This window comes from Trichocoleus sp. DQ-U1 (assembly GCF_039961925.1).
Classification (GTDB): Bacteria; Cyanobacteriota; Cyanobacteriia; order Cyanobacteriales; family FACHB-T130; genus FACHB-T130.
The window spans coordinates 1-24,988 of record NZ_JAMPKB010000038.1; the positions used below are offsets into that span (position 1 = coordinate 1).

A 24,988-nucleotide genomic window follows, 5' to 3' on the forward strand; every position below is an offset into this window, starting at 1 on the left:
CTTTTGGAGGAGAGAGGTGAAACGAAACGGCTGACTAACAAATTCCCTATGGGTTGGGTTGAGGTGCGTGTAACCCAAATGCAGCAAACGCTCGCTTTGTTTTTTCTCTCACACAGAGCCAACCTACGGCTGCTAGGTTGTCCCATAAGCGCTTGATACGAGTACAAGCGTGGATGAAAGCGGGATTTCCTAAAAGAATTCCGTGGAATTCTTATTCGGAAAAGTTGCACATCGCGTTAGTTTAATTAAAAAAATGTAGCTGAATCTCTAGATTAGATATTTTGGCATTTTCTGCTGGATTAAAAATTACCAAATCTCAGCTTTTTTTGCCTCGAAAGGGACTCTCTATCCCTAAAAATTAATTCAACGACTTAAATAATTTAAATTTCAGCCTAAAGATAGGTGAAGAAAAACCTTACTAGCTGCAACTGTGAAAAGAGTTCTGAAAAATCGACCACAACTCGATCCCAGCTCCTTCTCTAGAGTGAGACTCGATGGTAATGCTCCCCCCATGAAAGAGGAAGATAAAACTAAAAGTGAACTCATCGCTGAATTAGTAGCACTCCGCCAACGAGTTGCGGAGTTAGAGAAACGAGAAAATCAATATCAGCACTCAGAGAAGGCTTTGCGGTTAAACGAAGAGCGCTTCCTGATGTTGCTGGAAAACATGAAAGACTATGCAATTTTTTTCCTCGATCCCGACGGACGTGTTATTAAGTGGGGAGCAGGGGCAGAAAGCATTTTAGGCTATCAGGAAGCAGAGATTTTGGGCAAATCTGGCTCCATAATTTTTACACCTGAAGATCGCGATCGCGGCGAAGACAGGAAAGAACGGGTAAAGGCATTGACGGAAGGTCGGGCTGAGAACGAACGCTGGCACGTCCGGAAGGATGGCAGCCGTTTCTGGGGCAGTGGCATTGTCACGTCTTTACGCGATGAGAGCGGACAGGTGCAAGGGTTGGCTAAAATCATGCGCGACTTCACGGATCGCAAGCAAGCTGAAGAGGAACGTACTCGGTTACTTGCCCGCGCACAAGAAGCACGTACCCAGGCTGAATCAGCCAACCGGATGAAAGACGAGTTCCTGGCGACCCTTTCTCACGAACTGCGATCGCCCCTCAATGCGATGCTGGGGTGGACGAGTCTTCTCCGTACCCGAAAATTTGACGCGGCGACGACCGCTCGTGCTATCGAAACGATTGAGCGAAATGCCAAGGCGCAAGCACGTTTGATTGAGGATCTGCTGGATGTTTCGCGGATTATTCGAGGTCAACTCCGCCTCACAGTTCGCTCAATGGAACTGATTCCAGTCATTGAGTCAGCCATCAATACGGTACGTCCAGCAGCAGATGCAAAGAACATTCAAGTTCATCTGTTGGTGGATACTTTTGTGGGTTTAATTTCAGGAGATCCAGACCGCTTGCAGCAAATAATCTGGAATCTGCTCACCAACGCGATTAAGTTCACGCCTGAAGGCGGACGAGTTGAAGTTTACCTTCAAGGCGATCGCTCCCACGCCGAGATTTCAGTTAGGGATACGGGTGAGGGCATCAGTCCTGACTTTCTGCCTTACGTGTTTGACCGCTTTCGCCAAGCTGATAACTCTATCACCAGGTCTTATACAGGATTAGGGCTGGGATTGGCAATTGTCCGCCACTTGGTGGAACTACACGGAGGAACCGTGCGTGCTGAGAGTCCCGGAGAGGGGCAAGGGTCAACATTTATCGTGAAGTTGCCGCTTCTCAACAGTGCTGGGGTGAAAAAGAGGACTGAGGAAGAGGAATCTTTATGCAGTTCTCAATCTTCAGCGCTCAATCCTCAAGAAAGTCCTCGTTCCACCCTTTGGGAAAGCCCTCTTGATGGCTTGCAGATCCTTGTTGTTGATGATGAAGCTGATGCCCGTGAGTTGCTGAAGAGCATTCTAGAACAGTATGGAGCAGAAGCGATCGCTGCCGCCTCAGCCGAGGAAGCGATCGCAACTATCCAACAGTCAAAGCCAGATTTACTCATCAGTGACATTGGAATGCCAAATGAGGACGGCTACAGTCTAATTCGCCGGGTGAGGGCGCTAGAGGCGGAAAAAGGACAAATTCCATCTGTGGCGTTGACGGCTTATGTCAGAGTAGACGACCAAAAAGCAGCCCTTTCGGCAGGTTTTCAATCTCATGTCGCTAAACCAATTGATCCCACTGAGTTAATTGCGGTCGTCGCGTCCCTTGTCGGACGGACTGGAAATGTCTAATTTCATCGCTAGCAACAAAATTTTTAAATACCCAAAACCCCAAAACCGAGCGTAAGCGTATGGTATGGGATAGGAGCAAAGACGGTATACCATCACGGATGCGACTTCGGATATAAGCAAGGAGAGGGACGTAAATTTATCCTAAATTTTGCTTTCTTTAAAATGGTTCAGCCATTAGGAGAAACTTTTAAATGAAAGAGAATAGGATTACTCGAAAGCATCTGGTTTATAGTCTGCTAACGGGTCTGCTGATCGGCGCGATCGCTGGTACGCCGATCGGCTGGTTTACTCACCGAGCCTATGCTGAGCAACGTTTGGCTAAGAATTTAATTTGCCGAGAGCAACATCGAAATGAGCCTGTAGCGGTTGTGGAATCTATCTGCGGCTCAAGATTCTAAAGTTTTTTAATAATTGTTTTCGTGGGTGCGATCGCGCCCTTTTTTATTGCATCTAAAAGGATGCGATCGCATCCTGCCAATTTTGGCAGATTTAGATTTTTGCAGAGGATGCGATCGCTCCCAGTATTAACGACTTGCACTCTTCAAACTTACCATTCTGCTGTCACTAAAAATTCATATAATTCTTTTTTTGAATTTCTTTTTCTTATTACTTCACTTTGCACGTTTTTAAAACCGCATTGCCTCATTATGCTCATATAAATCTCTTCTACTGGAACAAGTGTATCGTAAAACTTAGAATTGCCAACAATATAGAAAATTTTTGCCCCTTTAACAAGAACATAGCTTAGGCTATCTATGTGGGTTACTATATCGACAAAATATTTATGAACGTAGTTTGCCAGGATAGGGCTTTGCTTATTAATCTCTTGAATTATACCTTTGAAGTTTTCATTTTTAATTTGTGTATTTCCAGGTTCCCATTGGGCTAAACGGCTAGTTGCTATTCCCCAAGTTCCGCCAATTGCTTGCCAATCTAAATCGCCTGCCTCACGCGCATTATTAAGGAAACCTAGCCAATACATATAAGGTCTTACTTCACGTATATAACTCATCCGGTTTGGATAGGGAGGTGAGGTAATTACGCAATCATACTTCCTACAATCGTTTATGTGAATGTAACGAGAGTCACTATTTTGTACAGAAACACTTCCTAAAAGATGTTGCTTTGCAGAATTAATAGTCTGCTCACAGTAGCTTACAAAATCATTAATAATTAAGTGTTTTTCATTTAATTTATTAAAGCTTATTTTTTCTTTTTTGAAAGACATAGATTGATGATTAAAAGCAGCGTTCGACCACTCTATTGTTGTTCTACAAAAAGCAATAAGCGCTAGATTTAAAGCCAAACTATCTTTTCCATTCTTCCTCTGGCTTTGTATCGCCTGAAAAAGACTTGCTAGTATCTTTAACCTTTCTGGCGACCACCAACGTTCAATGTAATTAAGCGGTGGAATCCAGAGATTATCAAATTGCTCATTTTGGGATGCTTGTTCCGCTACAGCACCAGCTATTTCAATAGCTGCGTTTAATTCACATGGACTGTAATGATGTACTTTTGATTGTGATAGCCAAGCTAAAAATGGGTTAATTTCTATCAGATTGCAATTAACTCCCCTCTCAGCACAGACTAACCCTGTTGTTCCACTACCAGAAAAAGGATCGAGGACAAGTTGTGGTTTTCCAACATATTCGAGGACATTTTGAACTACCTTGACTGAATAGGCTGGAGTCAAACGTATCCAACCGTGTCGCCCTTGCTTAAGATTGTCTTTGAAAGTCAAATCAGCCCTTTGAGAAATCATTCAGTTTATTGCAATAAAGCGGTTAGAACTGATTCTACCTCTTGCTTCAACCTAGCGGAATGGCGTTGGAAGAAATTTGCTAAGTCGTAACCTAGCACTTGGCGACAAAACTCGTATGTAGAGCTAGTTGTTGAACCATTAGTTGTACCTCGAAGTATTAACCAGCGTGATTTAATATAACGATCGGCAACGCTACTATCTATCTGGTTTGAAAAAAGTAATATTACTGGCAAATATCCTTCAGAGTAAGCTGCTGCTGCATTTGCAATATCAGCATTCTGGCGCTTTGAGTCTTTACTTTTATACCCTTGTCGGATTTCAAAAACAGCTCCTTTGAAAACTGGTATCATATCTTCTGATATGTTGACTGCTCTACAGGCATTTTGAACCCAGTTAGTAACTATTGGACGGCGGTCAAGTTTCGTTTCAGCTATTGGGATGCAGCAGTCGAGAGATAAAGTTTGTGTCTTCCCCTCTATTTTTTTAATTTCATAAGACCAGATTGATTGCTCTGCTGTCAGATTAAGGCTATCCATAATAATGCGTTGAATCAGTCTTTGACAACCTATCCCAACTTGTCGGTACACTGATGTCATGCCACCAGCGGCTTTATGAGCAGTGAACATTAGAGGAGAATCTAAGCCTAACCATGAGTAGAAGGGATCAGCTTGGTATAAGCTTTGAAATTCAGATAATGTTAGTCCTGCACTACCTCCAAATTTTGGTATGTAATTTTTACAAGCAGAAATTGGATCTATAACAATTTTGATGTACTCTTCGTCTTGCGCTTGCTCTGAAACAGAGGTCATATATTTGTGTCCCTAGCTCTGTTTTTAGTAGCTATACAATTCGGCCTTTCAACTTCCAAATTCCTTGTTTCTCAACAACGTGTAGTGATTATGCCATGAAACTTTATCTATACCACCAGTTGCGATCGCGCCCTTTTTTATTGCATCGGTCAGGAAGCGATCGCATTCTCCCCTTCACCACTAAAAGGCGATCGCCTAATTTTCTTCTGAGTGAGATCGCTACCTTATCAACAAGTTAGGCAAATCGCCCAAACTCTTGTTCACTTTCGCTTTCTGGTTAAAACTAGCCCAGAGCGAAGAAGTAACTGACACGTTCAGTCTCCGATGTTTGGGTTCCAAGCTTCCGTACCAATCAGCAGCAAATCTTCCAGCGTCAGAATACGATTCTCAGTCGGGTGTTCGGGTTTGAGAACATCTAAGAGTATCCACAAAATATCAGGTGCTGGTTTATTTAAGTTTCCATTCTCAATTCTTGAAATGGCTGCAATGCTCACCCCAAGAACTTTAGGCAATGGCTCTCCCAACCCTTCATAGAAGCGAGCCTCATACTCCTTCGTGTGTTCGCTCAACTTGTGGACACTCAAGCCTTTCGCTTCCCGACAGGCTCGTAAGAAGTTGCCCATCTGCCGCAGCCCTTCATCCGTAAACCTTCGTCTCAACGACTCTCTCTTCCTTATTACAGGTAAAACCGCTAGTAATCGCCTTTAGTGCCTAAAACTAAGCTATCATGCCCTACTTTGCGACTATTCGTTTCAAGTTAGTAACTTGAATCATTTTATGTTACAATCTATAAAGAGGGTTCAATTTTTAACCTTCCAGTAATCCCCCAACAAAGTAGTATTTCCTGCTCATAGCTGCCGGAAATTAAGCTGGATGAGTGCTGTTTGTGCTAGCGACAAGGCTCGCACGCCTGTACCCATCTACCCAATCAAATATCTATGAACAAATCCAAAGCAACAGAAGCACTGCGAGTAGCACCGGGAATTGCTGCCATCAAAGCAGCACTGAACCAAAGGGGCGATCGCACCTGCTTTCCTCCATAAATAGCCCATCTGGACTGTCTGGGTTACAGATAAAACACCAATACTAGCTGGCATTTCAGCGCAACCCTATCAATAGATGGGGACTGCACTCGCAAAAGAACGATAGCGATCGCCACACCCTTATCGCCATCCTTCAAAGCACATTCATCAAAAAACCCTAGGTATCATCGGGAAAATTTTATGACCTACTTTAACCAGCTTCACCCTTGGTGCCTAATGCGTCGCGTACCCAAGTTGCAATCCTCGGTTGTTGCTCGTTTTCGCCGCCGCTGTGACGCAGAAGCCCATCAGCGAGTCCTCCAACGCTTGGGTTCAACCGAAAGCTACAACATCGTTTTCGACGTGGCAGCAAAAGCTGCCGAAGTTACGACCTAAATAAAATCACCTCAAAAAACTCTCATCATCACTTCAGTTGATGTATAGAGTTTTATTTTGCTAACAGGATAGAACGCTGGCGTTCTATCCTGTTTTTTCATTAGAGGATTAGCCAACCATCACCGAAGCAGAGTCGCGGCGGACAATTCACTTGATAATTCACTTGATAGAGTTCACGCAACACTCCTAGATACACTAGATACATTGGACGTTAATTTCGACAGAGCTGGATGCTTGAACCCTACAGCCTGCTCAACAACATCAGCAGCTCGCTTCACGCCGCCTGATTGACGGATAGCCTGTTGGAGCCGAAATGCATTATTTGAGTAAGAATCCTCCGTAAGCACTCGTTGAATCGCGCCTCGCAACTTAGAAATGCTCAGACCGTCTGAAGGAACCACCTCACCCGTACCTGTCCATTGGATTCGCGCTCCAGTCCCCGGTTGTTCATAGGTGATGGGGATAGCAACTAAAGGAACCCCGTGGCTGAGCGAATCGAGTACTGTGTTCAGTCCCCCGTGCGTGATGGTTAACCTTGCTTTAGAAATCAATTCCATCTGAGGGGCATACTCTACAACCAGCGGCGAACCGGGCATCCTTTCAACCGCTTCTACATTCATCCCACCTCCATAAGAGAGAACCAGTTGAACATCCAGTCCAACGCAAGCTTCTGCAATGCAGGAGAAAATTTCCTGTTTGGTACTCTGCACAGTCCCCAGCGAAGCGTAAATTAGGGGCTGTCCGGTCAACCGTTCATGGGGAAAGGGAATTGTTCGCGGTGACGCATTACGGAATGGCCCAGTGTAATAGAAGTTTTCTGGCAGGTTGGCGCAGGGAAAATCAAAAGCAGCAGGCTGTTGGCTGATTTGGGCAAGTCGAGAACAGGAGAGACTGAAGCCTTGTTTCAGGGGCAACTTCCACGCTGCGCGATACTCATTTAGAGCTTTCTGAATCGGCTTGCTATTGCGATCTAATAGGTAATAAGCAGCTAGATTGCGAAGACGCGCCCACCAGGTATTCTGGTAGCTCCAGCCCATAAAAAAGGGGGGAACATCTGCCTGTCGGCGGATAGCTTGGGCGCAGCACACAGTAATAAAAGGGATATTGAGGGATTCAGCTACAACTTCACCCGCTGGTTCAAGCTGATCCACCAGCAGTGCTTCAATCCCCGCCGCTTGAATGGCATCGGGGGCATCTTGGCAGAACATTTCACTCACCTGTTGGCACAAGGTGACTGAATAACGGAGTGACTCTAGACGGCTCAATTGAGCGAGTTGCGCGAAGGACTCCGCAAGAAATCCGGGTCGATAAATCCCCTGCCCAATCGGATAAAAGTTTAGCCCTTCTGAGCGTACAGATGCCTCTAGATCCGGTATTTGCAGGAAAGTGACGCGATGACCGCGTTGTTGCAATTCTCGTCCCAACGCTGCCAAGGGGTTCAAATGACCTGAAAAAGGCGGGCAAATTACACCAAAGTGAGTCATGGGTCGGCTTAGATAGAGTTTTAATAATGAAGCGGTCTATTTAAAGCTCCTGCAAGCACGCCACGCATAAGGCTCAGACCCTATCCTCATAAAGCGGAGGTAATCTTACTTATTAGCAAGCAATCCTGCTTTTTTTTAGGAAACCCACGGTATGAACGCACTTTTTTTAAGCCTTGTAAGCAAAGACAACTTCCTGGTATCTCTACTGAGGGTTTTGGTTTTAGGTCAGCGTTATCCAGTCAGGGAAAAATACAAAAAGTAATCAACATAAGTAAGCCTCAAGAGCAACCAGTTGGTTAACTGATGATGCTACTTAGGAGATTAAAATCATAAGACTGGGAGCTTCTAAACCAAAATCAATAACAGGAGCGCAGAACCGGATAAAATAGACCTATTGGCTTCGGGTATTAAAAAATTCAGAGAAATAATCGGTTGTTAGCCTGTTAGTAACTAAAGTACCTGCTACTAATTCACTTCTACTTCTAGCTAAAGAATGGTAGTCCTGTTAAGTTAAATTGTAACTTTAAACACTAAAATTATTTGTAAACAAAAATTTACTCAAACTTGTGTAATGTCAGCTTAAGAGGAAGGAATCTGCTCAATATTAATGGTGGCTTGCAAAGTTAACTTACCTGCCACTACATCAATCTGCTGAAATTGCCGTGACATCCCTTTTTTGTCAAAGTCACGCAGGCTTAAAACTTCGCTCACTTGTGCGACCAAAACATCTGTTAGTTGTGGTGGGAGTTCCTTTCCCTCTAAATAATTCACATCTTGGAGGACAATTTCTTGCCCATTAGCTCCGATACGAGGTGTAGCTGTGAAGGCAAGTTGCTGAACTTGTCCAGTTTTATCCAGAATTAGCTCGGACTTCAAAGCTATATTGCCGTCTGCTAGTAGAGAAAAGTTTACTTTTTGGATATGAATTGATAGTTTTCTATTCTCAATAAAAATTTTGCTTTGGTGCAGATGTTTCTGAAAAGATTCAGAATTGAAGGCATGGGTAAGATTCTCTTCACTGATAACAACGCGAAGTGTTCCTTGAGAAGGCTTGGTTAATTTGATTTTGCCGATTAGGGCAAGACGAGGTTTGACACTAATCCGATTAATTTCTATTTGTAATTCTTCCGAGGGCAAAAACTTTTGTATAATTAGACCATTGATATTAATAGCGATAAAATCAACTTCACCACGGGAAAGTTTGCTTAGATCCGTCTTGATCTGAACTTTTAATTCTTCTACTATTGCCAGTTGGCTTGCCAGCGCCATTTCTGCTAGCTTGTTAAGCGTTTGTTCTCCCAATCCAGCTTTATCTGGGGTCACGCTACTTCTCCTATTGCCCTATCACTGCTCAATCTAGGCAATTTGCTTAAAAGAGTGTATCTACCTGATGGCAGAAGCAATGCTAGGACTACAGTTTTAGATAGCGAATAAACCGCTAAAGTGGTGATTATTGGGTTATTGAGACTTTTTAGAAATTCAATTTAATCGTAGATTGCGGGAGCAGTAAAATTTTAGGAATCAGGTCTATTTGTAACCTTCCTGCCGCTGTCAAAAATTGTGACAGCAGCAGTGGAAAGCCCACGAACTGCGGCAAGGAGGGGCTTTCCACTGCTGACAAAATCATCCTGGGAATGTACTGTATCAACAACACGCGATCGCGATTGTGCTAATTGTGTTGAAAAACCTCTGCTTTCTTGAGTGTAAAAATATACACTCAGTCGGTTCAGCCTCCAGACAGACGAGAGACGGCGTTTGTCCCTTTAAAGTAGCGGAGGTAATTGATAGATTTGCGAGGCATCGTGCGTTCGATGAAGGTGTTGCCGAAGGTACCGCGCCCATTTTTCCTGCTAGCTTTAGTTCTCGTTGTCATCAGCTTTTTGGCTTTTCAAATTGAGCTAGCGATTCCCGCAACACCCAGCCTCTACAACACCTTTACACCCCTTACGAAGCCTGCACCGCAGGAGATCGGTTCCTATGATGTGTTGGGATACGCGATCGCTAAAGACGAAGCTCAAAGTCTGCTGCAAACTGAGGAAGGACGCAAGCAACTTTCACCGGAAAATGGGGCGGTTGAGGTTACAGAGGACTTAATTAACCTGGGACGCAAAGCTTTTTACTCAGAAACTTTTAAAGATCAAGTCTTTCAGACCGATGTTGTCGGGGCGCTGAATGGACCCATCAACCTGGTGACGATGACAAAAGCGATCGCGCGACTGGGAGGAAAACATACCACGAACCTCCAGATTCCCATCGATAAAAATGTCACCATCGGCGGCAGAACTTTTACCGCCGGAACCTTGCTGAACACCGGAATGGACGTGCCTGCTGGTTCAATTCTGCCCCTGGGAATGCGTACCAGCATTGAGAAGGGGAAGGTTCGAGTCGGCATCACTTGCGCCTTGTGTCATGCTGCAATCGATAGCAGAAGTGGGCGCGTTATCGAAGGTGCGCCGAACAACGATGTCGATCCCGGCTTAGTCTTGGCAATGGCTACGAACTCCGCCGCCATGTTTCGCCAGACGGGTGTGAATCCCACTAAACTTCCCTTAGGCGATCGCACTTACATCAACGCTGATGGGGAAATCGCCCGTCTCCCAGATGCCAAAGCCGTAGAAGATGCCGTCGATGCCGATTTGCTCAGTTGGCCTCCGGGGAACTTTGATTCTACCGGCAACATGGTCAACAATCCCTCCCAAAATCCTTCCTCCTATACCCACAAAGCTTGGCCCTACGGCTGGAGTGGAAACGCTGCCATTGGCTGGTTTCACGGACTGACTACCCTCAACAGCAACGTTCACGGCACCAATTCCGACGCGACAACCGGGGCTGATTCCAGCCAAGCGTTACTAAATATTGACAAAGAAACTTATTTGGGAATTATTTTTCAAAATTCAGCCAATCAAGCTTTTCGGTTGCCAGAAGGGGCAAAACCATCAGAATTCTTTGAAAAAATCGATCCCACACCAGGGGAACCGGGAATGAACCAGGTAATTAAGATGCCTGGATACCCGAAAGGTTCGCCTTTTATTTTGGATGGGTTGATGGCAAACTCACCAAGATTCCCGGTCGGCGAACAACTTAACGGAATATCAGCATTTCAGAATAGCTTGGCACCGCCACCCGCTCAAACTGCTAGTACAGACACCCTGAAGCGGGGTGCAGCCATCTTCTCAAAAGCTGGTTGCGTTGAGTGTCATAGCGGACGCTACTTCACCAACCATGAAGTAATTGCAGCAAATGAGATTGGAACTCAGCCCTCACGGGGTCCGGCGCAAGCACCCTTTGCCCGCATCTTGATAGAACCCCAAACTTATCCTAGTAACGTCCCAGTCCCCTTGCCGCCCGATCCGCCGGTGCTGTCAGTGCCGACTGATATCACGCCACAGCGATCGCTAGAATTAGCCTTTGCCATCAGCAACCCAGCCGGTGGTTACAAGGTACCTAGCTTAATTGGACTTGCCGTAACCGCACCTTATCTCCATGATGGCGGTGTGGCAGCTAGTTCCGAAGCACTGAAGCGAGATAAAGACGGCTTTAGGGTTGCCGATCCCAATCAACTAGGCATGGCAGGTACGTTGCTTAACAATATCCAGCCCGATCCCAGCGCAAGTTTGCGAGTGCTGCTGGATCGCAACCTGCGCGAAACAACGGTAGCCGCTAACCGAGCGAATTCTGACTTACAACAGTCGAATGTAGACGGCAGCGGACACGCTTATTGGGTAGACACCGAGGCAGGTTTCACTTCCCAAGATCAGACCGATATCATTCAATTCCTCCTCTCGTTGGATGATGACCCGGAAGTGCTGCCAGCGGTAGCCTCAAATTAGCGATCGCGTTTTTTCTTCGCCCCGATGCAGGGGGTTGAAGGGATCGAAACAGGAATCAAAGCAGAGAAAATCCCGCTTTAAAAAGGGGGACAAATACAACCAAAATCCAAAGGTAATACAACCATGACAGTGCAAGGCGTAATTTTAGATATCGATGGTACCCTGGTTCTGAGCAATGATGCCCATGCCCAAGCTTGGGTTGAGGGATTTGCAACGTATGGTTATGAGGTACCCTTCGATAAAGTTCGACCGCTGATTGGGATGGGTGGCGATCACGTCATCCCAGCAATGGTGCCGGAATTAAATGACGAAGACGGAGATGGGAAAGCCGTTTCTCAGAAGCGTCGAGAACTAATGGTCAACCGCTTTGCACCAACACTGTCTCCTACAGACGGCGCAAGAGACCTGATCTTGAAAATGCAGGAGGCTGGATTAAAGCTGATTATCGCTACCTCTGCATCAAGTCAAGAACTCTCCCCGTTGCTGAAAGCCGCACAAGTTGACGATCTACTGGATGAAGCGACAACTTCTAGCGATGCCGATGCCTCTAAACCAGCACCAGACATCGTGGAAGCAGCATTGAAGAAGATGCAAATGGAACCCAATCAAGTAGTGATGATTGCCGATACTCCCTACGATATTGAATCTGCAAATAAAGCTGGTGTGGGTGTAATTGCGGTGCGTTCTGGTGGCTTTGACGATAATCAACTCAAGGGTGCGATCGCTATCTACGATCACCCCGCCGATCTATTAGCCAATTATGACAATTCTCCCTTGATCTAAACACGGTAAGGTCTGTTTTTTTTCAACTCCCTACATTTAGTGAAAAGGCAGTAACGAATTCCGTTACTGCCTTTTTACTTGCTTTTTTACGATTGTGTGCAACTTCTAGTTGCTAACAGCTTTAGCTTACCAGCCGCTACTTTCCTGGTCTGCCGGATCGCCGTAAGGATCTTCGCTTGCGGGACGAACATCTCCGAACTGCCCTTGGTAATCTGCTGGATCGCCGTAGGGATCTTCGCTTGCAGGACGGACATCTCCAAACTGCCCTTGTCCGAACTGCCCTTGGTAGTCTGCCGGATCGCCGTAGGGATCTTCGCTGGCGGGACGAACATCGCCAAACTGCCCATAATTTCCTGGATCGCCGTAGGGATCTTCGCTAGCGGGACGGACATCACCAAACTGCCCTTGGTAGCCAGGATCGCCAAAGGGATCTTCACTCGCGGGGCGGACATCGCCATACTGCCCATAATTTCCTGGATCGCCAAAGGGATCTTCACTCGCGGGGCGGACTTCCCGATCGTCGTAGTTGGTCGCGTCTTGGTCGTTACCAAGCAAGGCATCCTGCATCTTTCTGATAAACCCATCTACCATGATTTGTCTCCTTTTTCAATTGCTATGTGAAACGGCTATGTAGAGGGTACAGATTGATTCCTCATTGCCGTTGTGGATCTTGGCGTTTTTATGGCTGGTCGGGCGATCGCATATCTGCAACCCAGAGATAGCAGCGCTTACTGTGCGCTTACTGTGCAGGAATCGGGGCATTCGCTTCAGCCAATCCTCTCAGGTCGCGCCCTGTGGGTCTGTTGTTATAGCCCTGGAAGTCACGATACTGCCGTGCCTCCTCTTCCGAAACTTGAATTCCTCCGGGTGGCGGCGTTACCCAGTGAGGCCGATTTTGGGCATCCCGGTAGTAGACACGACCGTTCTTAGAAAGGTAGTATTTCCCCTGCGCCCCCTGCTGTTGCTTGTTCTTATTCTTGTTGTAAAGATAGTAAAGTGCCGCCGCTCCCGCCAAAGTGATTGCCACTTTCTGACCCGTTGATAATCCTTTCTTGGCTTGGGGTTGGTTGGTGGGGGGAGGATTTGTCACTGTTCCACCCCGCGTATCGTCAACAGGTGGCGGTGGAGTGTTAGTCTGCGACTCACCGCAAGCATTTAAAAACGGAACCATTAGTAACGCTGAAAGCAGCAGCGCCATTGGGCGTAAAAATCTTTGACGCTGTGGGGCTATTGTATTCATCAATTTCCTGTTCTCCCTCCGTTACAGGATGTCTTGTTATGACGCACTCATGAGGAAAACTTGCACTATTCCAAAAACACTTTTTTCTTCAATAAATTTCCAACAACAAGTTTAGAAATTGAGTATTTACCGCTGACCGACAACAGCACAAGTCAGTGTTTTTGTTTCCACCCAATCATGAGGCAAGTTAAGAATAATTCCCTACAGCTCTGGATAGAATTTTGAGTAAAGGCTTCATCCAAGAGGAATAGACCCGACAGCCATTTACCAACTCGGTCAGCTTCGGAAGAAAGGAGAAATACACAAAAATTAACCCTACGTATTGCTTATAAGCATTGCTTATAAAGATAGGGTTTGCCTCTTTTTATGGGCTTTCTAAAAGTATTCTTTCTTAAGGTGATAATCGCTCAATTACCCAGTTGCCATCATCACCTCGTCGATAGTGCAAGCGATCGTGCAGCCGACTCGGACGCCCCTGCCAAAACTCAATTGTTGTAGGAATGACTCGAAAGCCTCCCCAATGGGGCGGTCGAGGAATTTCCCGATTTTCATATTGCTCTTTGAGTTCCTGTAAGCGTTGCTCAAGTACCTCGCGGTTTTCAATGACTTGGCTTTGCCGCGAAGCCCAAGCCCCCAATTGGCTTAAGAGCGGACGGCTGTGAAAATAAGCTTCTGATTCAGCATCTGAAACCTTCTCCACTTGCCCCTCAATCCGCACTTGGCGTTCCAGTTCCGCCCACCAGAAGACTAAGGACGCCCACGGATTGACGAGGAGTTGTTGTGCTTTTTGACTTTCGTAGTTCGTGTAGAATACGAAGCCTTGTTCGTCGAAGTCTTTGAGTAGAACCATTCTGGCGCTAGGTTTGCCATCAGCCCCAACAGTCGCAACAGTCATGGCATTGGGTTCGAGAAGCTCAGCTGCCCGTGCTTGGTCAAACCAAGTTTTAAATTGTTGAAAGGGATTGGGGTCGCTATCCGCTTTGCTCAGTCCAAATCGGGTGTAATTTTTACGCAGATCGGCTACGCTTGTATCCATCTTTATATTTTTTCAATCCCTAATTTAAGTATTTTAAAGTCTTGCTTGACCCCAGTTTTCATACATCCTACAAAAAAATTTATCGCTTGCGGCTATATTCATAGACTTTAGACTTTAGACTGGCTATGGGTTAGAGTGTAAAGTCTAGCCAGTCGTTCTACGAGTACCCAGGGAGCCACTGCTACAGGTTGTGAGTGCGATGCGCCGTTCAGCCAATCTTCAACGCCTGCTGATTCTCGGTTTGACCGGCCCGATTGTGGCTTTAAATATCTGGGTTCTGTCCCAGATATTTCGCTATTTTGAGCATTTAATTACCATCCTCACCATTTCGGCAATTCTGGCTTTTTTACTCAATTACCCGGTGCGGGTGTTAGAGCGGATTCGCTTCAAGCGGACACAGGCGGTAATTATCGTTTTGGTGGTGACTTTAGCGGTGCTTGTCATTTTGGGCGTGACTCTCGTCCCGATATTGGTAGATCAAACGACTCAACTGTTCAAAAATATTCCAGATTGGTTAGAGACAAGCAATCAAAATTTAGATCAGTTGGACGCCTGGACAAAAACTCGTCGTTTGCCTTTGGATCTTAAAGGATTTAGCCGTCGCGTCAGTTTTCGGATCGAAAACCAAGCGCAGGCTCTAGCAAGTCAGGCGTTTGGCGTGGCGCTAGGGACGTTGACCGGATTAATCGATGTCGTGTTTGTGGTGGTGCTGGCGTTTTATATGTTGCTGTATGGCGATCGCTTGTGGAAGGGTTTGTTTAATCTCCTTCCGTCTCAGATTGGTCTGCCGTTGAGCGAATCCCTGCGGCTAAACTTTCAGAATTTTTTCATTACGCAAGTCCTCCTAGGACTGTTTATGATGGCAACGCTGACGCCAATCTTTTTGACTCTGAACCTGCCGTTTGCGCTCTTGTTTGGTTTGTTAATTGGGGTTGCCGAACTCATTCCCTTTATCGGTGCCACCTTGGGGATTGGGATGGTGACGCTTTTGGTGATGCTGCAAGATTTTTGGTTAGCCGTTTGGGTCGCGATCGCATCGATTTTCATGCAGCAGATCAAAGATAACGTCCTTGCTCCTAAGTTAATGGGCGATTTCACCGGACTTAATCCAATCTGGATCTTTATCGCTTTATTGATCGGAGGTCAGATAGCGGGACTGTTGGGAGTTCTCGTGTCCGTGCCCCTCGCGGGTACGATTAAGGACACTATCGATACCCTCCGCCTTTTGCGTCAGCCTTCAGTTGTGACGACAGAGACGGTTTCCCGAAACCCTAATGACATCTGAAGGATTATCAGAATAAATACCGCCCTAAAAGCTATCAGCACTACAAACCAAGCAAAGATGCGCTTGGCAACTCAAAAAAGATTCTGCACGATCCCCAATATTGGTTGGTGTGTGCCATTCCAAAACTTTTATTGTTGTTCGATGAGGAGAAATCGGCTTCTACTTGTCATACGAAATAAGCGCGATCGCTCTTGCACTCAGACAACATTAACAGGTACCCTTTTTGGGTTCAAGATTTTCTCAAAACTGGCGAGTGTATGCACTTGGCGTAGACGTAGAGTAGGATAGGTGAGACTCAAATCCTTCTCATCCTTAAATAGGGAATTCATCTCGTTCTTCCTTGTAAAATTGGCAAGGGATCTGCATTGTTTAGGAGTTCATTGATGCGACAGATTAATTTTTTGCTGATCTTCGCGGTGTTACTAGCGCTAGTTTTATTCAGCTTAGAAAATACCGAACCTGCCGCCATTCAAATTGTTCAAGGTGTCGAAGTGCAAGCGCCCTTGTGTATTGAACTGATTCTGGCGATGGGTCTTGGAGCTGTCTTGGCGTGGATTTTTAGTATCTGGGCGCGGTTGCTGCGAAGTCTAGAATCTGGAAAACAATTGCGTCAGATGCGTGCCAAAGACGAGCGCATCCAAGAATTAGAGGAAAATATTGAACACTACAAGGCAGAAATCGAAGAGAGACAAAGTCTGCCCTTAAACGCGACCCTCCAGACTGAAAACACAGAGGTAGTTGGAGGGAAGCTAGCAAGTCTCGCGGCAGCAAAAGAACAGGAATCCCTTGCCTAATCAATTTAGCTTCATTTGAGCTTGAGTTTATGCCGATGACCATTGGCCCAGCCCAGGAAGCGATCGCCCTTTTAATCGATTTGGCTCAGCGGGGAGAAATCGACCCTTGGGATGTCCAAGTGATTGAGGCGATCGATCGATGTTTATTGGAATTGGAGAAAGCTGGGGAGAAGCTCTCTGGCACATTTGAAGTAGAGCTGTCCCAATCCGGGCAGGCGTTTCTGTATGCGTCCATGCTGGTATTGCTCAAGGCGGATACCCTGTTTTCGCAATCGCTCCCAGACAATCTCGAACCCACTGAGGACGAGCTGGACGACACCGCCGCCGATCCCAGACAATTGCCAACGCGGTTGGAGCGCCATTTGCGACGCCGAGGGACAGCAATGCCTCCCCAAACTCGTCGTGTAACCCTACACGAATTAATCGAACAGCTACAGCAAATAGCCACGGTACTGGAAGAAAAACCTGCTGGCCCAAACGCGATTAAAGACCCAAGTTACCGTTCCCAGTCTCGTTCCCAAACCGCCCGCGCGATCGCTGCCCTCGCTCACCAAGAAAATCTGACCGAAACCGCAGCTCACCTAGATCGGTTTTTGAGCAGTCATTGGCCCCAAATGTCCCCCGGTCAGGATTGGCTGGAATTAGACCAGCTGTTAGAGTTATGGGCAGGGGTAAAACAACGGTCAGCACCGTTAAACGCGCATCAATTGCCTGAAGAGGTGGAAACTGCGCCGAAACACAATGACCGAGTGGGAGTTTTTTGGGCGCTGTTACTCCTGTCTGCTCAGTCTAAGGTAGAGTTAGCCCAAGAGGAGTTCTACCAAGACCTAAAAATCCGAACGCTGTAGCGATGATTCTGTACTGTAACAGGGGCGCATTCAGTTCCTGCCGGTATGTTGATTAAACGCTAGGGTGAGAAACATCTAGAATATCGACAAGGTCAATCGACTAAAATATTTGACCAGCCATCCCTTGCCTCCAGTGAAGGGATGGAATACAGCTAAATTGCACGAAAACAAAGTGGCCTAGGTTGAGGAAAAAATATTCATGAAAGCCATGATTCTGGCGGCTGGTAAAGGTACCCGCGTTCGTCCGATTACCTACACCATTCCCAAACCTTTAATTCCCATTCTGCAAAAACCAGTGATGGAGTTCTTGGTGGAACTACTCAGGCAGCATGGGTTTGACCAGATCATGGTCAATGTCAGCCACCTTGCTAACGAGATTGAAAGCTATTTCCGGGATGGTCAGCGTTTTGGGGTGCAAATTGGCTATTCCTTTGAAGGCCGGATTGAAGAAAATGGCGACTTGATCGGCGAAGCGGTCGGTTCTGCTGGCGGGATGCGTCGCATCCAAGATTTTTCTCCGTTTTTTGATGACACCTTTGTGGTGCTGTGCGGAGATGCGTTGATCGATTTGGATCTGACCGCAGCGGTGAAGTGGCACAAAGAAAAAGGCTCGATCGCGACGATTGTGATGAAATCAGTGCCACAGAATGAGGTTTCCAGTTATGGAGTCGTCGTCACCGATGAAGAGGGACGAATCAAAGCCTTCCAAGAAAAACCATCAGTGGAGGAAGCGCTCAGCACCAATATCAATACCGGGATTTATATTTTCGAGCCAGAAATCTTAAATTACATCCCTTCTGGCGAGGAGTACGATATCGGGGGTCAGTTATTCCCCAAACTGGTAGAAATGGGTGCGCCTTTCTACGGAATCCCGATGGACTTCCAGTGGGTGGATATTGGCAAAGTGCCAGACTACTGGCAGGCAATTCGTAGCGTGTTACTGGGAGAAGTCAAAAATGTGGCAATTCCCGGACAGAAAGTGGCTCCCGGTATTTATACCGGATTAAATGTAGCGGTGAACTGGGACAAGGTTGACATCACAGGCCCAGTCTACATTGGTGCCATGACACGCATTGAAGATGGAGCCAAGATTGTCGGTCCCACCTACATCGGACCCAATTGCTGGGTGTGCAGCGGTGCCAAGGTGGAAAATAGCGTGATTTTTGAATACTCCCGCCTAGGCCCAGGAGTGCGCTTAGTCGATAAGCTGGTGTTCGGACGTTACTGCGTGGATAAGACAGGTGCCACGATTGATGTCCAAGCCGCCGCCCTCGATTGGCTGATTAACGATGCTCGTCAAGTTCTGCCCTCTAATCCGCCAGCAGAACGGCAAGCGATCGCCGATCTACTGGGGATGGAAGCGATTTAAGTCATCGGTCAGCGGTCATTGGGAGATGGGTAGTGGGTCACAAGTGGATTCTCTACCCATTTCTCATTACTCATCAGGACGACAGATAAGTGTACCGACTGAGACTCTGCTCGTAGTTTTGCAGCAATCGCTGGGATTCCTGAATGGTAATGCGCTTATCCATAAGCGCTTGTTCGCATAGCCGACGAATCTGCTCAATCAGATCCTCAGAATCGTACTGTACGTAACCCAAGACTTCCTTCATGGTGTCACCTTTGACGACATGTTCAATCCTGTAAGCCTTGGGTGTCAAATGAATGTGAATCGTGTTGGTATCGCCAAACAAGTTGTGCAGATTACCCATAATTTCCTGGTAAGCTCCATTTAAGAACATCCCCAGGTAGTAGGGTTCGTCAGGCTTCAGCGTATGCAATTCTAAAACCGACTTGACATCTCTGAGGTCGATAAACCGATCGATTTTGCCATCGCTGTCGCAGGTGAGATCTGCCAAAATTCCCCGCCGTGTTGGTTCCTCATCCAGCCGATGAATCGGCATGATGGGAAACAGTTGGTCAATTGCCCAACAATCCGGCGCTGATTGGAAGACAGACAGGTTGATATAGTAGATGGAAGCCATAATTTTTTCCAGGTCTTCCAGTTCGTCGGGAACGTATTCCTGCTTCCTGGTAATCGCTAGAATTTTTTCACAACAAGCCCAGTAAAGACGCTCGGCTCTGGCTCGTTCGGTGAGGCGCAAAATCCCCAAATTAAATCGGCTGATGGCTTCTTCTTTGAATTGAGCGGCGTCGTGGTATAGCTCTTGGAAATTCTCTTCGTTTATAGATTGGTAGGTCTCCCACAGATAATTAATAATCGGAGATTCGCCCTCTTTTGGGGGTTCGGGTGCCCCAGATGGGACATCGCTGGTGCCGAGAACATCAAAAATCAGCACCGACTGATGGGAAGCGATCGCTCTCCCACTCTCGCTAATCAGCGTGGGAACGGGTAACTGGTGTTCGGCACAAGCTTCTTTCAACTCTGCCACGATATCGTTGGCATAGTTCTGCATATTGTAATTTTTGGAAGCGTAGAAATTGGTTTGAGAACCGTCGTAATCCACGCCCAAACCGCCGCCGACATCGAGATATTTCATGTCAGCCCCCAGCTTGGCTAACTCGACGTAAATCCGGCTAGCTTCTTGGATGGCATCTTTAATGACATTAATTGCGGAAATCTGAGAGCCAATGTGGAAGTGCAGCAATTGCAGCGAATCCAGCAAGTCAGCGTCTCGTAATTCGTTGACCGCGTGAATGATTTCGGGAATGGTCAAACCAAATTTAGCGCGATCGCCCGTAGATCCTCCCCAGCGTCCCACGCCTTGGGTACTCAGCTTCGCCCGGATGCCCAAAATTGGCTTAATGCCCAACTGACGGCTGGCTTCAATACACAGCTGTACTTCTTCAACCTGCTCTAAGACGATCAGCGGCGTTTGCCCCAGTCGAGACGCTAACATCGCCGTTTCGATGTATTCCCGGTCTTTATAGCCATTGCAGATGAGTAATGCCCCAGGCGTATCCAACATTGCCAAAGCAATCATCATCTCTGGCTTCGAGCCAGCTTCCAAGCCAAACTGATGGGGTTTACCAAACCGCACCAAATCTTCAACCAAGTGTCGCTGCTGGTTGCACTTGACCGGAAAGACACCTTTGTAAGTACCGGAATAGTTGTAACGCGCGATCGCTTTCGCAAAACAAGCATTTAATCGCTCAATCCGGTCTTCTAAAATATCTGAAAAGCGAATCAGCAGTGGTAGCCCCAGATTGCGCTGCTTCAGGGCGTTGACCAGTTCAAATAAATCTAAAGACCCACCGCGCTCTCCCTTGGGAGAAACTGTAACGTGACCGGCTGCATTAATCGAAAAGTACGGTTGACCCCAACCTTCAATCCGATACAGGTTCTCACTGTTTTCTATTGACCAGGATTGGGGCAAGCTTTCACGGCTTAGCCGAGTTAAAGCCATATCATGTTTTTCCCGTCCTGCATTTCTCCGGGCAAGGGCACCGGAGGTGCCACGGCGATTCGATGAACTTTGTGCCACAATTTCTTCTTCTGATGGCTCTTCTTCAATTGCAGGCGTAAACTGCTCGCCCATTTTTTTATCTATCCTCCCTGTGCCCTGTCGAGTAGCTAGTCTATCGCATTCATTTATCATAGGCAGGTGTCTTCTCTTGAATCAGTACCTGCGGTTGGATGTCTGCTTAATTCCCATTGTTACCAAAATTTGTACTTGGGGATTGGGGATAAGTAATTCTCTGCTTTGAGAACTCTGAAATCTCCAAAATCTCTGGTTCTTGGCTGCTACAATCATCTCTTTGTCCGGGTTACTATATTTTCTTTTTTTGGAAGATCGCAGGCAATTTTTGCTAAAATCTGCCTCTAGTGAGTTATACCGAGTTTTTCAAAATTTGATAAAACTTTGATATAAATTACCCAATATCAATCAGCCGTGCTAGTTGAGGGCGTTCAATGCTCAATCAGCCCGATAAGCCTCCTATACAGCGCTTTAGCCTTGTTTTCCTGTACCAGATGGTTCAGAAGTACCCACTCGCCTTTTGGGGCGGTTTGTGGGCGTCCATGATTACCATCGCAGCAGTAGCAGCGCTAGGTCTATTTAGTACAGGCCCCATCGAGCAGGAGGAATCTAAATCTGTTGAACCGATGCCTGCCGAAACGACGGTTCCAGAACCAGAGACATCACTACTGCCAAGCTTCACAACCAGTCAGCCATCTGGAACCCCGTTGCCCGGTTTTACAGCGGTGCCGGAAGTTCCGGAAGCTCGAAAGCAACAGGAAGTGCCACGGTGGTTGTATGGTGCGATCGCCTTGGGCTTTGTCACTGGAACGCTTTTGATAGCGCTAAACCTGAGTCGTTCACCGCAGCGTAAATCTCTCAAACGGTCAAAGCCGACTGCAAGCGTCCGCAAAAAACAACGCCGCCCGACTCAAAAGCAAAAGCGTCGTCCCATGCCGCCACAACCGGCAGAAGGCTTCTCTAAACCTCAAGAAGTGCCCCTAATGATGACAAATTATGGGATGACTGAGGTAACGGTGGTGCCTCCAGAAGAAAATCATCCTCTGGATTGGGGCGAGGATAGTCTGGCAGAAATCATGGATCTGCGAAAGCGACAGTCTCTCTCTGCGTTGCTCAAAAAGTAATTACTATAAAACTTTTGAGTTTTGAGTTAGAAAAAAATTCTTAATTCAAAACTCAAATTTTTTTACTAATTACTAAAATTCAACGTGCAAGTAGATGTTTTTTCGGGAATTACTTTTGACTTGTCGAAAGTAGCGATCGCCAGTCTTTAATTGCTTTTTCTGTCCAGAGCCAGTTTTTACTCAGGGCTTCCGGTTGGAAGTTAACCGGGTCTTCTGAGATCGCCTTTTGTCGGAGCTTCCGGGCTTCATCCAAAAGTTTTGCTTGCTTATCAGCAGGTTGAGATGCAGCTAATTTCGTTAGCCCAATTGCTAATCCTGCATAAGTAGTCAAAGCTTCTTGTTGGGCAACCGATCCGGCAACAGTAGCTTGCTTTTCTTCTATCAAGTAAAAAGCATCAAACCAAATTTGGTTAGCACGATCGAGATTCCCTTCTAAATAGTAGGCAAACCCTAGGGCATTCAGGTATTTAGCAGACTTAGGTTGCTTTTTGACCGCTTGCTCCCAAAATCGACGGGCATCATCCAAACTGTAATCCTTGCTGCCAGTTTGAACAGACTGCCACGCCAGACGCCCTCTCAGGAAGCTGATGGCTGGGTCATCGATTTTCTGTTTGTTAACGTTGTCAAGCGCCCCTTGGGCTTGCTGTAACGCTCCTCGGTTCAGCAATTCTTCTACAGCCACCCCGGCGGCGGATAAGTTATTTTGACTGAATTGTTCAATGGCGATCGCGGTGACTGTCGGGGTATTGGCTTTCTGGAGATTGACATTTTTGAGATTGGGGCTAGGGAGTGCCGGAAGTGAGGTTGAGGTATTCTCCTGAAAGAACAACAAGTCTGAAGGTTGCGGACGACGTTGCAAGAACCAGAAACCCAAAAGCGCGAGCGCCATCGTCGAGCCTAACGCCAGCAAAATCAGTGGGGCACGCTTGGCTCGTCGCTGTCCCTTCTTCCCTTCACCATGCTGCCAAAATCGCAGCCGGGGGTTCCCGGCGGCATATCCCAGTAGCGATTCTCCCGAACCCGCGTTTTTCGGTGCTGACTCAGCAGCGATCGCTGCGGCGACAGGTTGGGGGGGTGTTTTCGACTCGCTGAGCGGGTGAGCGGCGATCGTTGTCTGATTTTCTCTTTCTACATGTCTGTCCCTTGTCTGGTCTACCTCTGTTTCCCTCTGTGTCTCTGCTGCTACTTCAGGCTTTAGCTGGCGAAACAGATCCGCAACCAAAGCCGAGTCGTCTTCGTAGCCAATATCGTCATACTCTAAATCATCAACCGGATCGGTCCAGTCGGGATCGTCATCCCCGTAGAAGTCATTCTCTAAGGAGTCTAAAGCCTCGTCGGTGGTTAAGAAACCGGATCGAGATCCAGTCGGCGGTGCCGTGAATACCGCTTCTTCCTCCCTAGAGAGAGGATTCAGCATTCCTCCCCAAGCAATGTCTGCCCCAGAAGCGTCAGGCAACTGAAGTCGCTCTGCTTTGGCATTGATGGCATGATGACCTGGTGTCAAGTAACCGTCAAATTCCGGGTGAAGATAGAGGATCGGTAAAGCCCAGTAAAGCTGGCGAGAACCGTAAGTAGAAATTAAACTTTGCCGCGCTCGACTCAGGCTGAGGTCAATCGGATAACCTTGATTCAGATTGCCGTAAAACCGCCGTGCCAAGGTCAAAGCGACTTGATCCGGAATGCGTTCTGCCATCGCCAGCACGCTCTTGATACCGCGTTTGACCAGCGCTTCTGCCAAATTTCCCTCTGCGGCACCGTCGCTGGGAGCTGAAGCGGCGGTATGAGCGCCCCGACAGGAGTTAAACACTGCGAGCTGGATGCCGTTATTGACAAGCAACCCTGCTAAGTCATCTCCGCTTAACATCTCCGTCAGCCCGGTTTGGCGGCTCACGAGGTAGAGATTGCCGCCGTAGGCTCCTTGGTCGCTATGACCTGCATAATGGAAAACTTGATATTGACCTTGTTCCAGCTCGTGCGTCAGTTGCTCCGTACCGGGTTGCTCCAGAACAGTGAGTTGAATTTCGGGTAAGCCATTCCGGGAACGGTGACTCAGTTCTGCTTGCAGGTGGCTGACTTCTTGTTTGAGCGCCAAACTTTCCTGGTCGTTGGGGGCAGCGATCGCCATCAAGATTCGCACCGCCGGTTGATTTGACCCAGAACCTAACGAAACAGTGGGACTTCTCAACCGGGTACTCATCTGGTAGCGGGAGAAGGCGACATCGGTTCCGGTTGCCAACGGGCGATCGCCATCGTGTAATACTTCCCAAGGTAAGCTGAGTAAGCGACTATCTTTTAATCCCAAGCGCAACCGCAATACTTCTTGCCGATCTTGAGCGATCGCTTGCGCGATCATCCAACTATCTCGCAGCGTTCCTTGGAACAAAGCATCGTACATCTGCTGCCCCAGCGCCACCAAGTTAAGGGAAGATTGGGTGGCTTCTCGGTTCGGGGAACCCGATCGAGAAATATCGCTAGGAGACAAAGCCATCAGCAAAGGGTCATTCATCAGGTGCCTCGCCTGAGCTAACCAATCCTCCACTTGCCACGTTACCTGCTCTTCGGCAAATGGGACGGCACCCGGTGCGGCAACCCATTCTGTCCGCACCCAATATTTACTTTCCCCTAAGGGATTTACAGAGATATGAAATTCCTGAGCCACTGCTACTATGCACTCCTGCTTCAGTTAGAACCTTCTAGCTGCTTTTCTTACCTGGAGGAGGAACTGTTTCCCTTTCTTCCTAGATAGATTCAAGTTACTTAAAGTTTCCATGAAGGGCAGTTTCGTTTTCTTGAACGCTGATGCCGTTGATGGATTCCGGGAAAGGGAGAGAAAATTTCTATTTATTCTAATTTAATCGTTAAATTTACCCCAACTTAATCCGGATAGTTGAGG

Annotated in this window: 22 protein-coding genes; 11 read left to right on the plus strand and 11 right to left on the minus strand. The window is 47.2% G+C overall.

The window, feature by feature from the left end; all coding sequences use genetic code 11:
• The first annotated feature begins 511 nt into the window (after positions 1-511).
• Positions 512-2,242, plus strand: a complete 1,731-nt coding sequence (locus NDI34_RS16665; RefSeq protein WP_348233227.1) for an ATP-binding protein — start codon at positions 512-514, stop codon at positions 2,240-2,242.
• A 191-nt stretch (positions 2,243-2,433) separates the two neighbouring features.
• Entirely contained in the window at positions 2,434-2,640 is a 207-nt protein-coding gene (locus NDI34_RS16670; protein WP_190413078.1) for a hypothetical protein, read from the plus strand.
• Here NDI34_RS16670 and NDI34_RS16675 read toward each other — a convergent pair.
• From NDI34_RS16675 to NDI34_RS16685, 3 genes are read right to left on the minus strand one after another with little or no spacing between them, the layout of a single operon-like run.
• Positions 2,637-2,780 (minus strand): hypothetical protein, encoded by a 144-nt coding sequence (locus tag NDI34_RS16675; protein WP_190987214.1) that lies wholly within the window; start codon positions 2,778-2,780, stop codon positions 2,637-2,639. The genes NDI34_RS16670 and NDI34_RS16675 overlap by 4 nt on opposite strands.
• A 9-nt stretch (positions 2,781-2,789) precedes the next feature.
• Entirely contained in the window at positions 2,790-4,004 is a 1,215-nt protein-coding gene (locus tag NDI34_RS16680; RefSeq protein ID WP_190987213.1) for a DNA methyltransferase, read from the minus strand.
• Positions 4,005-4,009: 5 nt separating this feature from the next.
• On the minus strand, positions 4,010-4,813 hold the full coding sequence (locus tag NDI34_RS16685; RefSeq protein WP_190987212.1) for a hypothetical protein: 804 nt from the start codon (positions 4,811-4,813) through the stop codon (positions 4,010-4,012).
• Between the two features lie 95 nt (positions 4,814-4,908).
• Here NDI34_RS16685 and NDI34_RS16690 point away from each other — a divergent pair, with 95 nt between their 5' ends.
• Positions 4,909-5,052: a hypothetical protein gene (locus NDI34_RS16690; protein ID WP_190987211.1), complete on the plus strand. Its 144-nt coding sequence runs from the start codon at positions 4,909-4,911 to the stop codon at positions 5,050-5,052.
• Between the two features lie 75 nt (positions 5,053-5,127).
• Here NDI34_RS16690 and NDI34_RS16695 read toward each other — a convergent pair whose 3' ends face one another.
• A complete protein-coding gene (locus tag NDI34_RS16695) occupies positions 5,128-5,472 on the minus strand; it encodes a helix-turn-helix transcriptional regulator (RefSeq protein WP_190987210.1) in 345 nt (114 codons plus the stop codon).
• Between the two features lie 564 nt (positions 5,473-6,036).
• On the opposite strand from NDI34_RS16695, the gene NDI34_RS16700 reads away from it, so the two are divergent.
• Positions 6,037-6,231 (plus strand): hypothetical protein, encoded by a 195-nt coding sequence (locus tag NDI34_RS16700; RefSeq protein WP_190438634.1) that lies wholly within the window; start codon positions 6,037-6,039, stop codon positions 6,229-6,231.
• Between the two features lie 173 nt (positions 6,232-6,404).
• Here the strand turns inward: NDI34_RS16700 and NDI34_RS16705 are convergent, their stop codons facing one another.
• Together NDI34_RS16705 and NDI34_RS16710 are read right to left on the minus strand one after the other, a co-directional pair.
• Complete coding sequence (locus tag NDI34_RS16705; RefSeq protein ID WP_348233228.1) at positions 6,405-7,715, minus strand: nucleotide disphospho-sugar-binding domain-containing protein; 1,311 nt, start codon at positions 7,713-7,715, stop codon at positions 6,405-6,407.
• A 579-nt stretch (positions 7,716-8,294) separates the two neighbouring features.
• On the minus strand, positions 8,295-9,038 hold the full coding sequence (locus NDI34_RS16710) for a DUF2993 domain-containing protein (RefSeq protein ID WP_348233229.1): 744 nt from the start codon (positions 9,036-9,038) through the stop codon (positions 8,295-8,297).
• A gap of 488 nt (positions 9,039-9,526) precedes the next feature.
• Between NDI34_RS16710 and NDI34_RS16715 the strand changes: the two genes are divergently transcribed.
• Entirely contained in the window at positions 9,527-11,545 is a 2,019-nt protein-coding gene (locus tag NDI34_RS16715) for a hypothetical protein (RefSeq protein WP_348233248.1), read from the plus strand.
• A gap of 123 nt (positions 11,546-11,668) precedes the next feature.
• Positions 11,669-12,328 (plus strand): HAD family hydrolase, encoded by a 660-nt coding sequence (locus tag NDI34_RS16720; protein ID WP_190413085.1) that lies wholly within the window; start codon positions 11,669-11,671, stop codon positions 12,326-12,328.
• Positions 12,329-12,454: 126 nt separating this feature from the next.
• Here NDI34_RS16720 and NDI34_RS16725 read toward each other — a convergent pair whose 3' ends face one another.
• The 3 genes from NDI34_RS16725 to pdxH all read right to left on the minus strand — a co-directional run bounded on the left by NDI34_RS16725 (position 12,455) and on the right by pdxH (position 14,604).
• Positions 12,455-12,919: a translation initiation factor gene (locus NDI34_RS16725; RefSeq protein ID WP_190683827.1), complete on the minus strand. Its 465-nt coding sequence runs from the start codon at positions 12,917-12,919 to the stop codon at positions 12,455-12,457.
• Between the two features lie 148 nt (positions 12,920-13,067).
• Complete coding sequence (locus NDI34_RS16730; RefSeq protein WP_190413087.1) at positions 13,068-13,568, minus strand: hypothetical protein; 501 nt, start codon at positions 13,566-13,568, stop codon at positions 13,068-13,070.
• Positions 13,569-13,959: 391 nt separating this feature from the next.
• Positions 13,960-14,604 carry a pyridoxamine 5'-phosphate oxidase gene (gene pdxH / locus NDI34_RS16735; protein ID WP_190413088.1) on the minus strand — a complete coding sequence of 215 codons (645 nt, stop codon included), beginning with the start codon at positions 14,602-14,604 and terminating at the stop codon, positions 13,960-13,962.
• Positions 14,605-14,803: 199 nt separating this feature from the next.
• Here pdxH and NDI34_RS16740 point away from each other — a divergent pair, with 199 nt between their 5' ends.
• The 4 genes from NDI34_RS16740 to NDI34_RS16755 all read left to right on the plus strand — a co-directional run bounded on the left by NDI34_RS16740 (position 14,804) and on the right by NDI34_RS16755 (position 18,900).
• On the plus strand, positions 14,804-15,889 hold the full coding sequence (locus NDI34_RS16740) for an AI-2E family transporter (protein WP_348233230.1): 1,086 nt from the start codon (positions 14,804-14,806) through the stop codon (positions 15,887-15,889).
• Positions 15,890-16,272: 383 nt separating this feature from the next.
• On the plus strand, positions 16,273-16,683 hold the full coding sequence (locus NDI34_RS16745) for a LapA family protein (RefSeq protein ID WP_190413090.1): 411 nt from the start codon (positions 16,273-16,275) through the stop codon (positions 16,681-16,683).
• Positions 16,684-16,718: 35 nt separating this feature from the next.
• Positions 16,719-17,531, plus strand: a complete 813-nt coding sequence (locus NDI34_RS16750; protein ID WP_190413723.1) for a ScpA family protein — start codon at positions 16,719-16,721, stop codon at positions 17,529-17,531.
• A gap of 199 nt (positions 17,532-17,730) precedes the next feature.
• Positions 17,731-18,900 carry an NDP-sugar synthase gene (locus NDI34_RS16755; protein WP_190413091.1) on the plus strand — a complete coding sequence of 390 codons (1,170 nt, stop codon included), beginning with the start codon at positions 17,731-17,733 and terminating at the stop codon, positions 18,898-18,900.
• 73 nt (positions 18,901-18,973) lie between these two features.
• Here NDI34_RS16755 and speA read toward each other — a convergent pair whose 3' ends face one another.
• The gene (gene speA, locus NDI34_RS16760; protein ID WP_339380229.1) at positions 18,974-21,031 is read right to left on the minus strand and encodes a biosynthetic arginine decarboxylase; all 2,058 of its coding nucleotides are present in this window, start codon (positions 21,029-21,031) and stop codon (positions 18,974-18,976) included.
• A 374-nt stretch (positions 21,032-21,405) separates the two neighbouring features.
• Between speA and NDI34_RS16765 the strand changes: the two genes are divergently transcribed.
• A complete protein-coding gene (locus NDI34_RS16765; RefSeq protein WP_190413092.1) occupies positions 21,406-22,095 on the plus strand; it encodes a hypothetical protein in 690 nt (229 codons plus the stop codon).
• A gap of 109 nt (positions 22,096-22,204) precedes the next feature.
• On the opposite strand, the gene NDI34_RS16770 is transcribed toward NDI34_RS16765, so the two are convergent.
• The gene (locus tag NDI34_RS16770) at positions 22,205-24,754 is read right to left on the minus strand and encodes a CHAT domain-containing protein (protein ID WP_348233231.1); all 2,550 of its coding nucleotides are present in this window, start codon (positions 24,752-24,754) and stop codon (positions 22,205-22,207) included.
• Between the last annotated feature and the right edge of the window lie 234 nt (positions 24,755-24,988).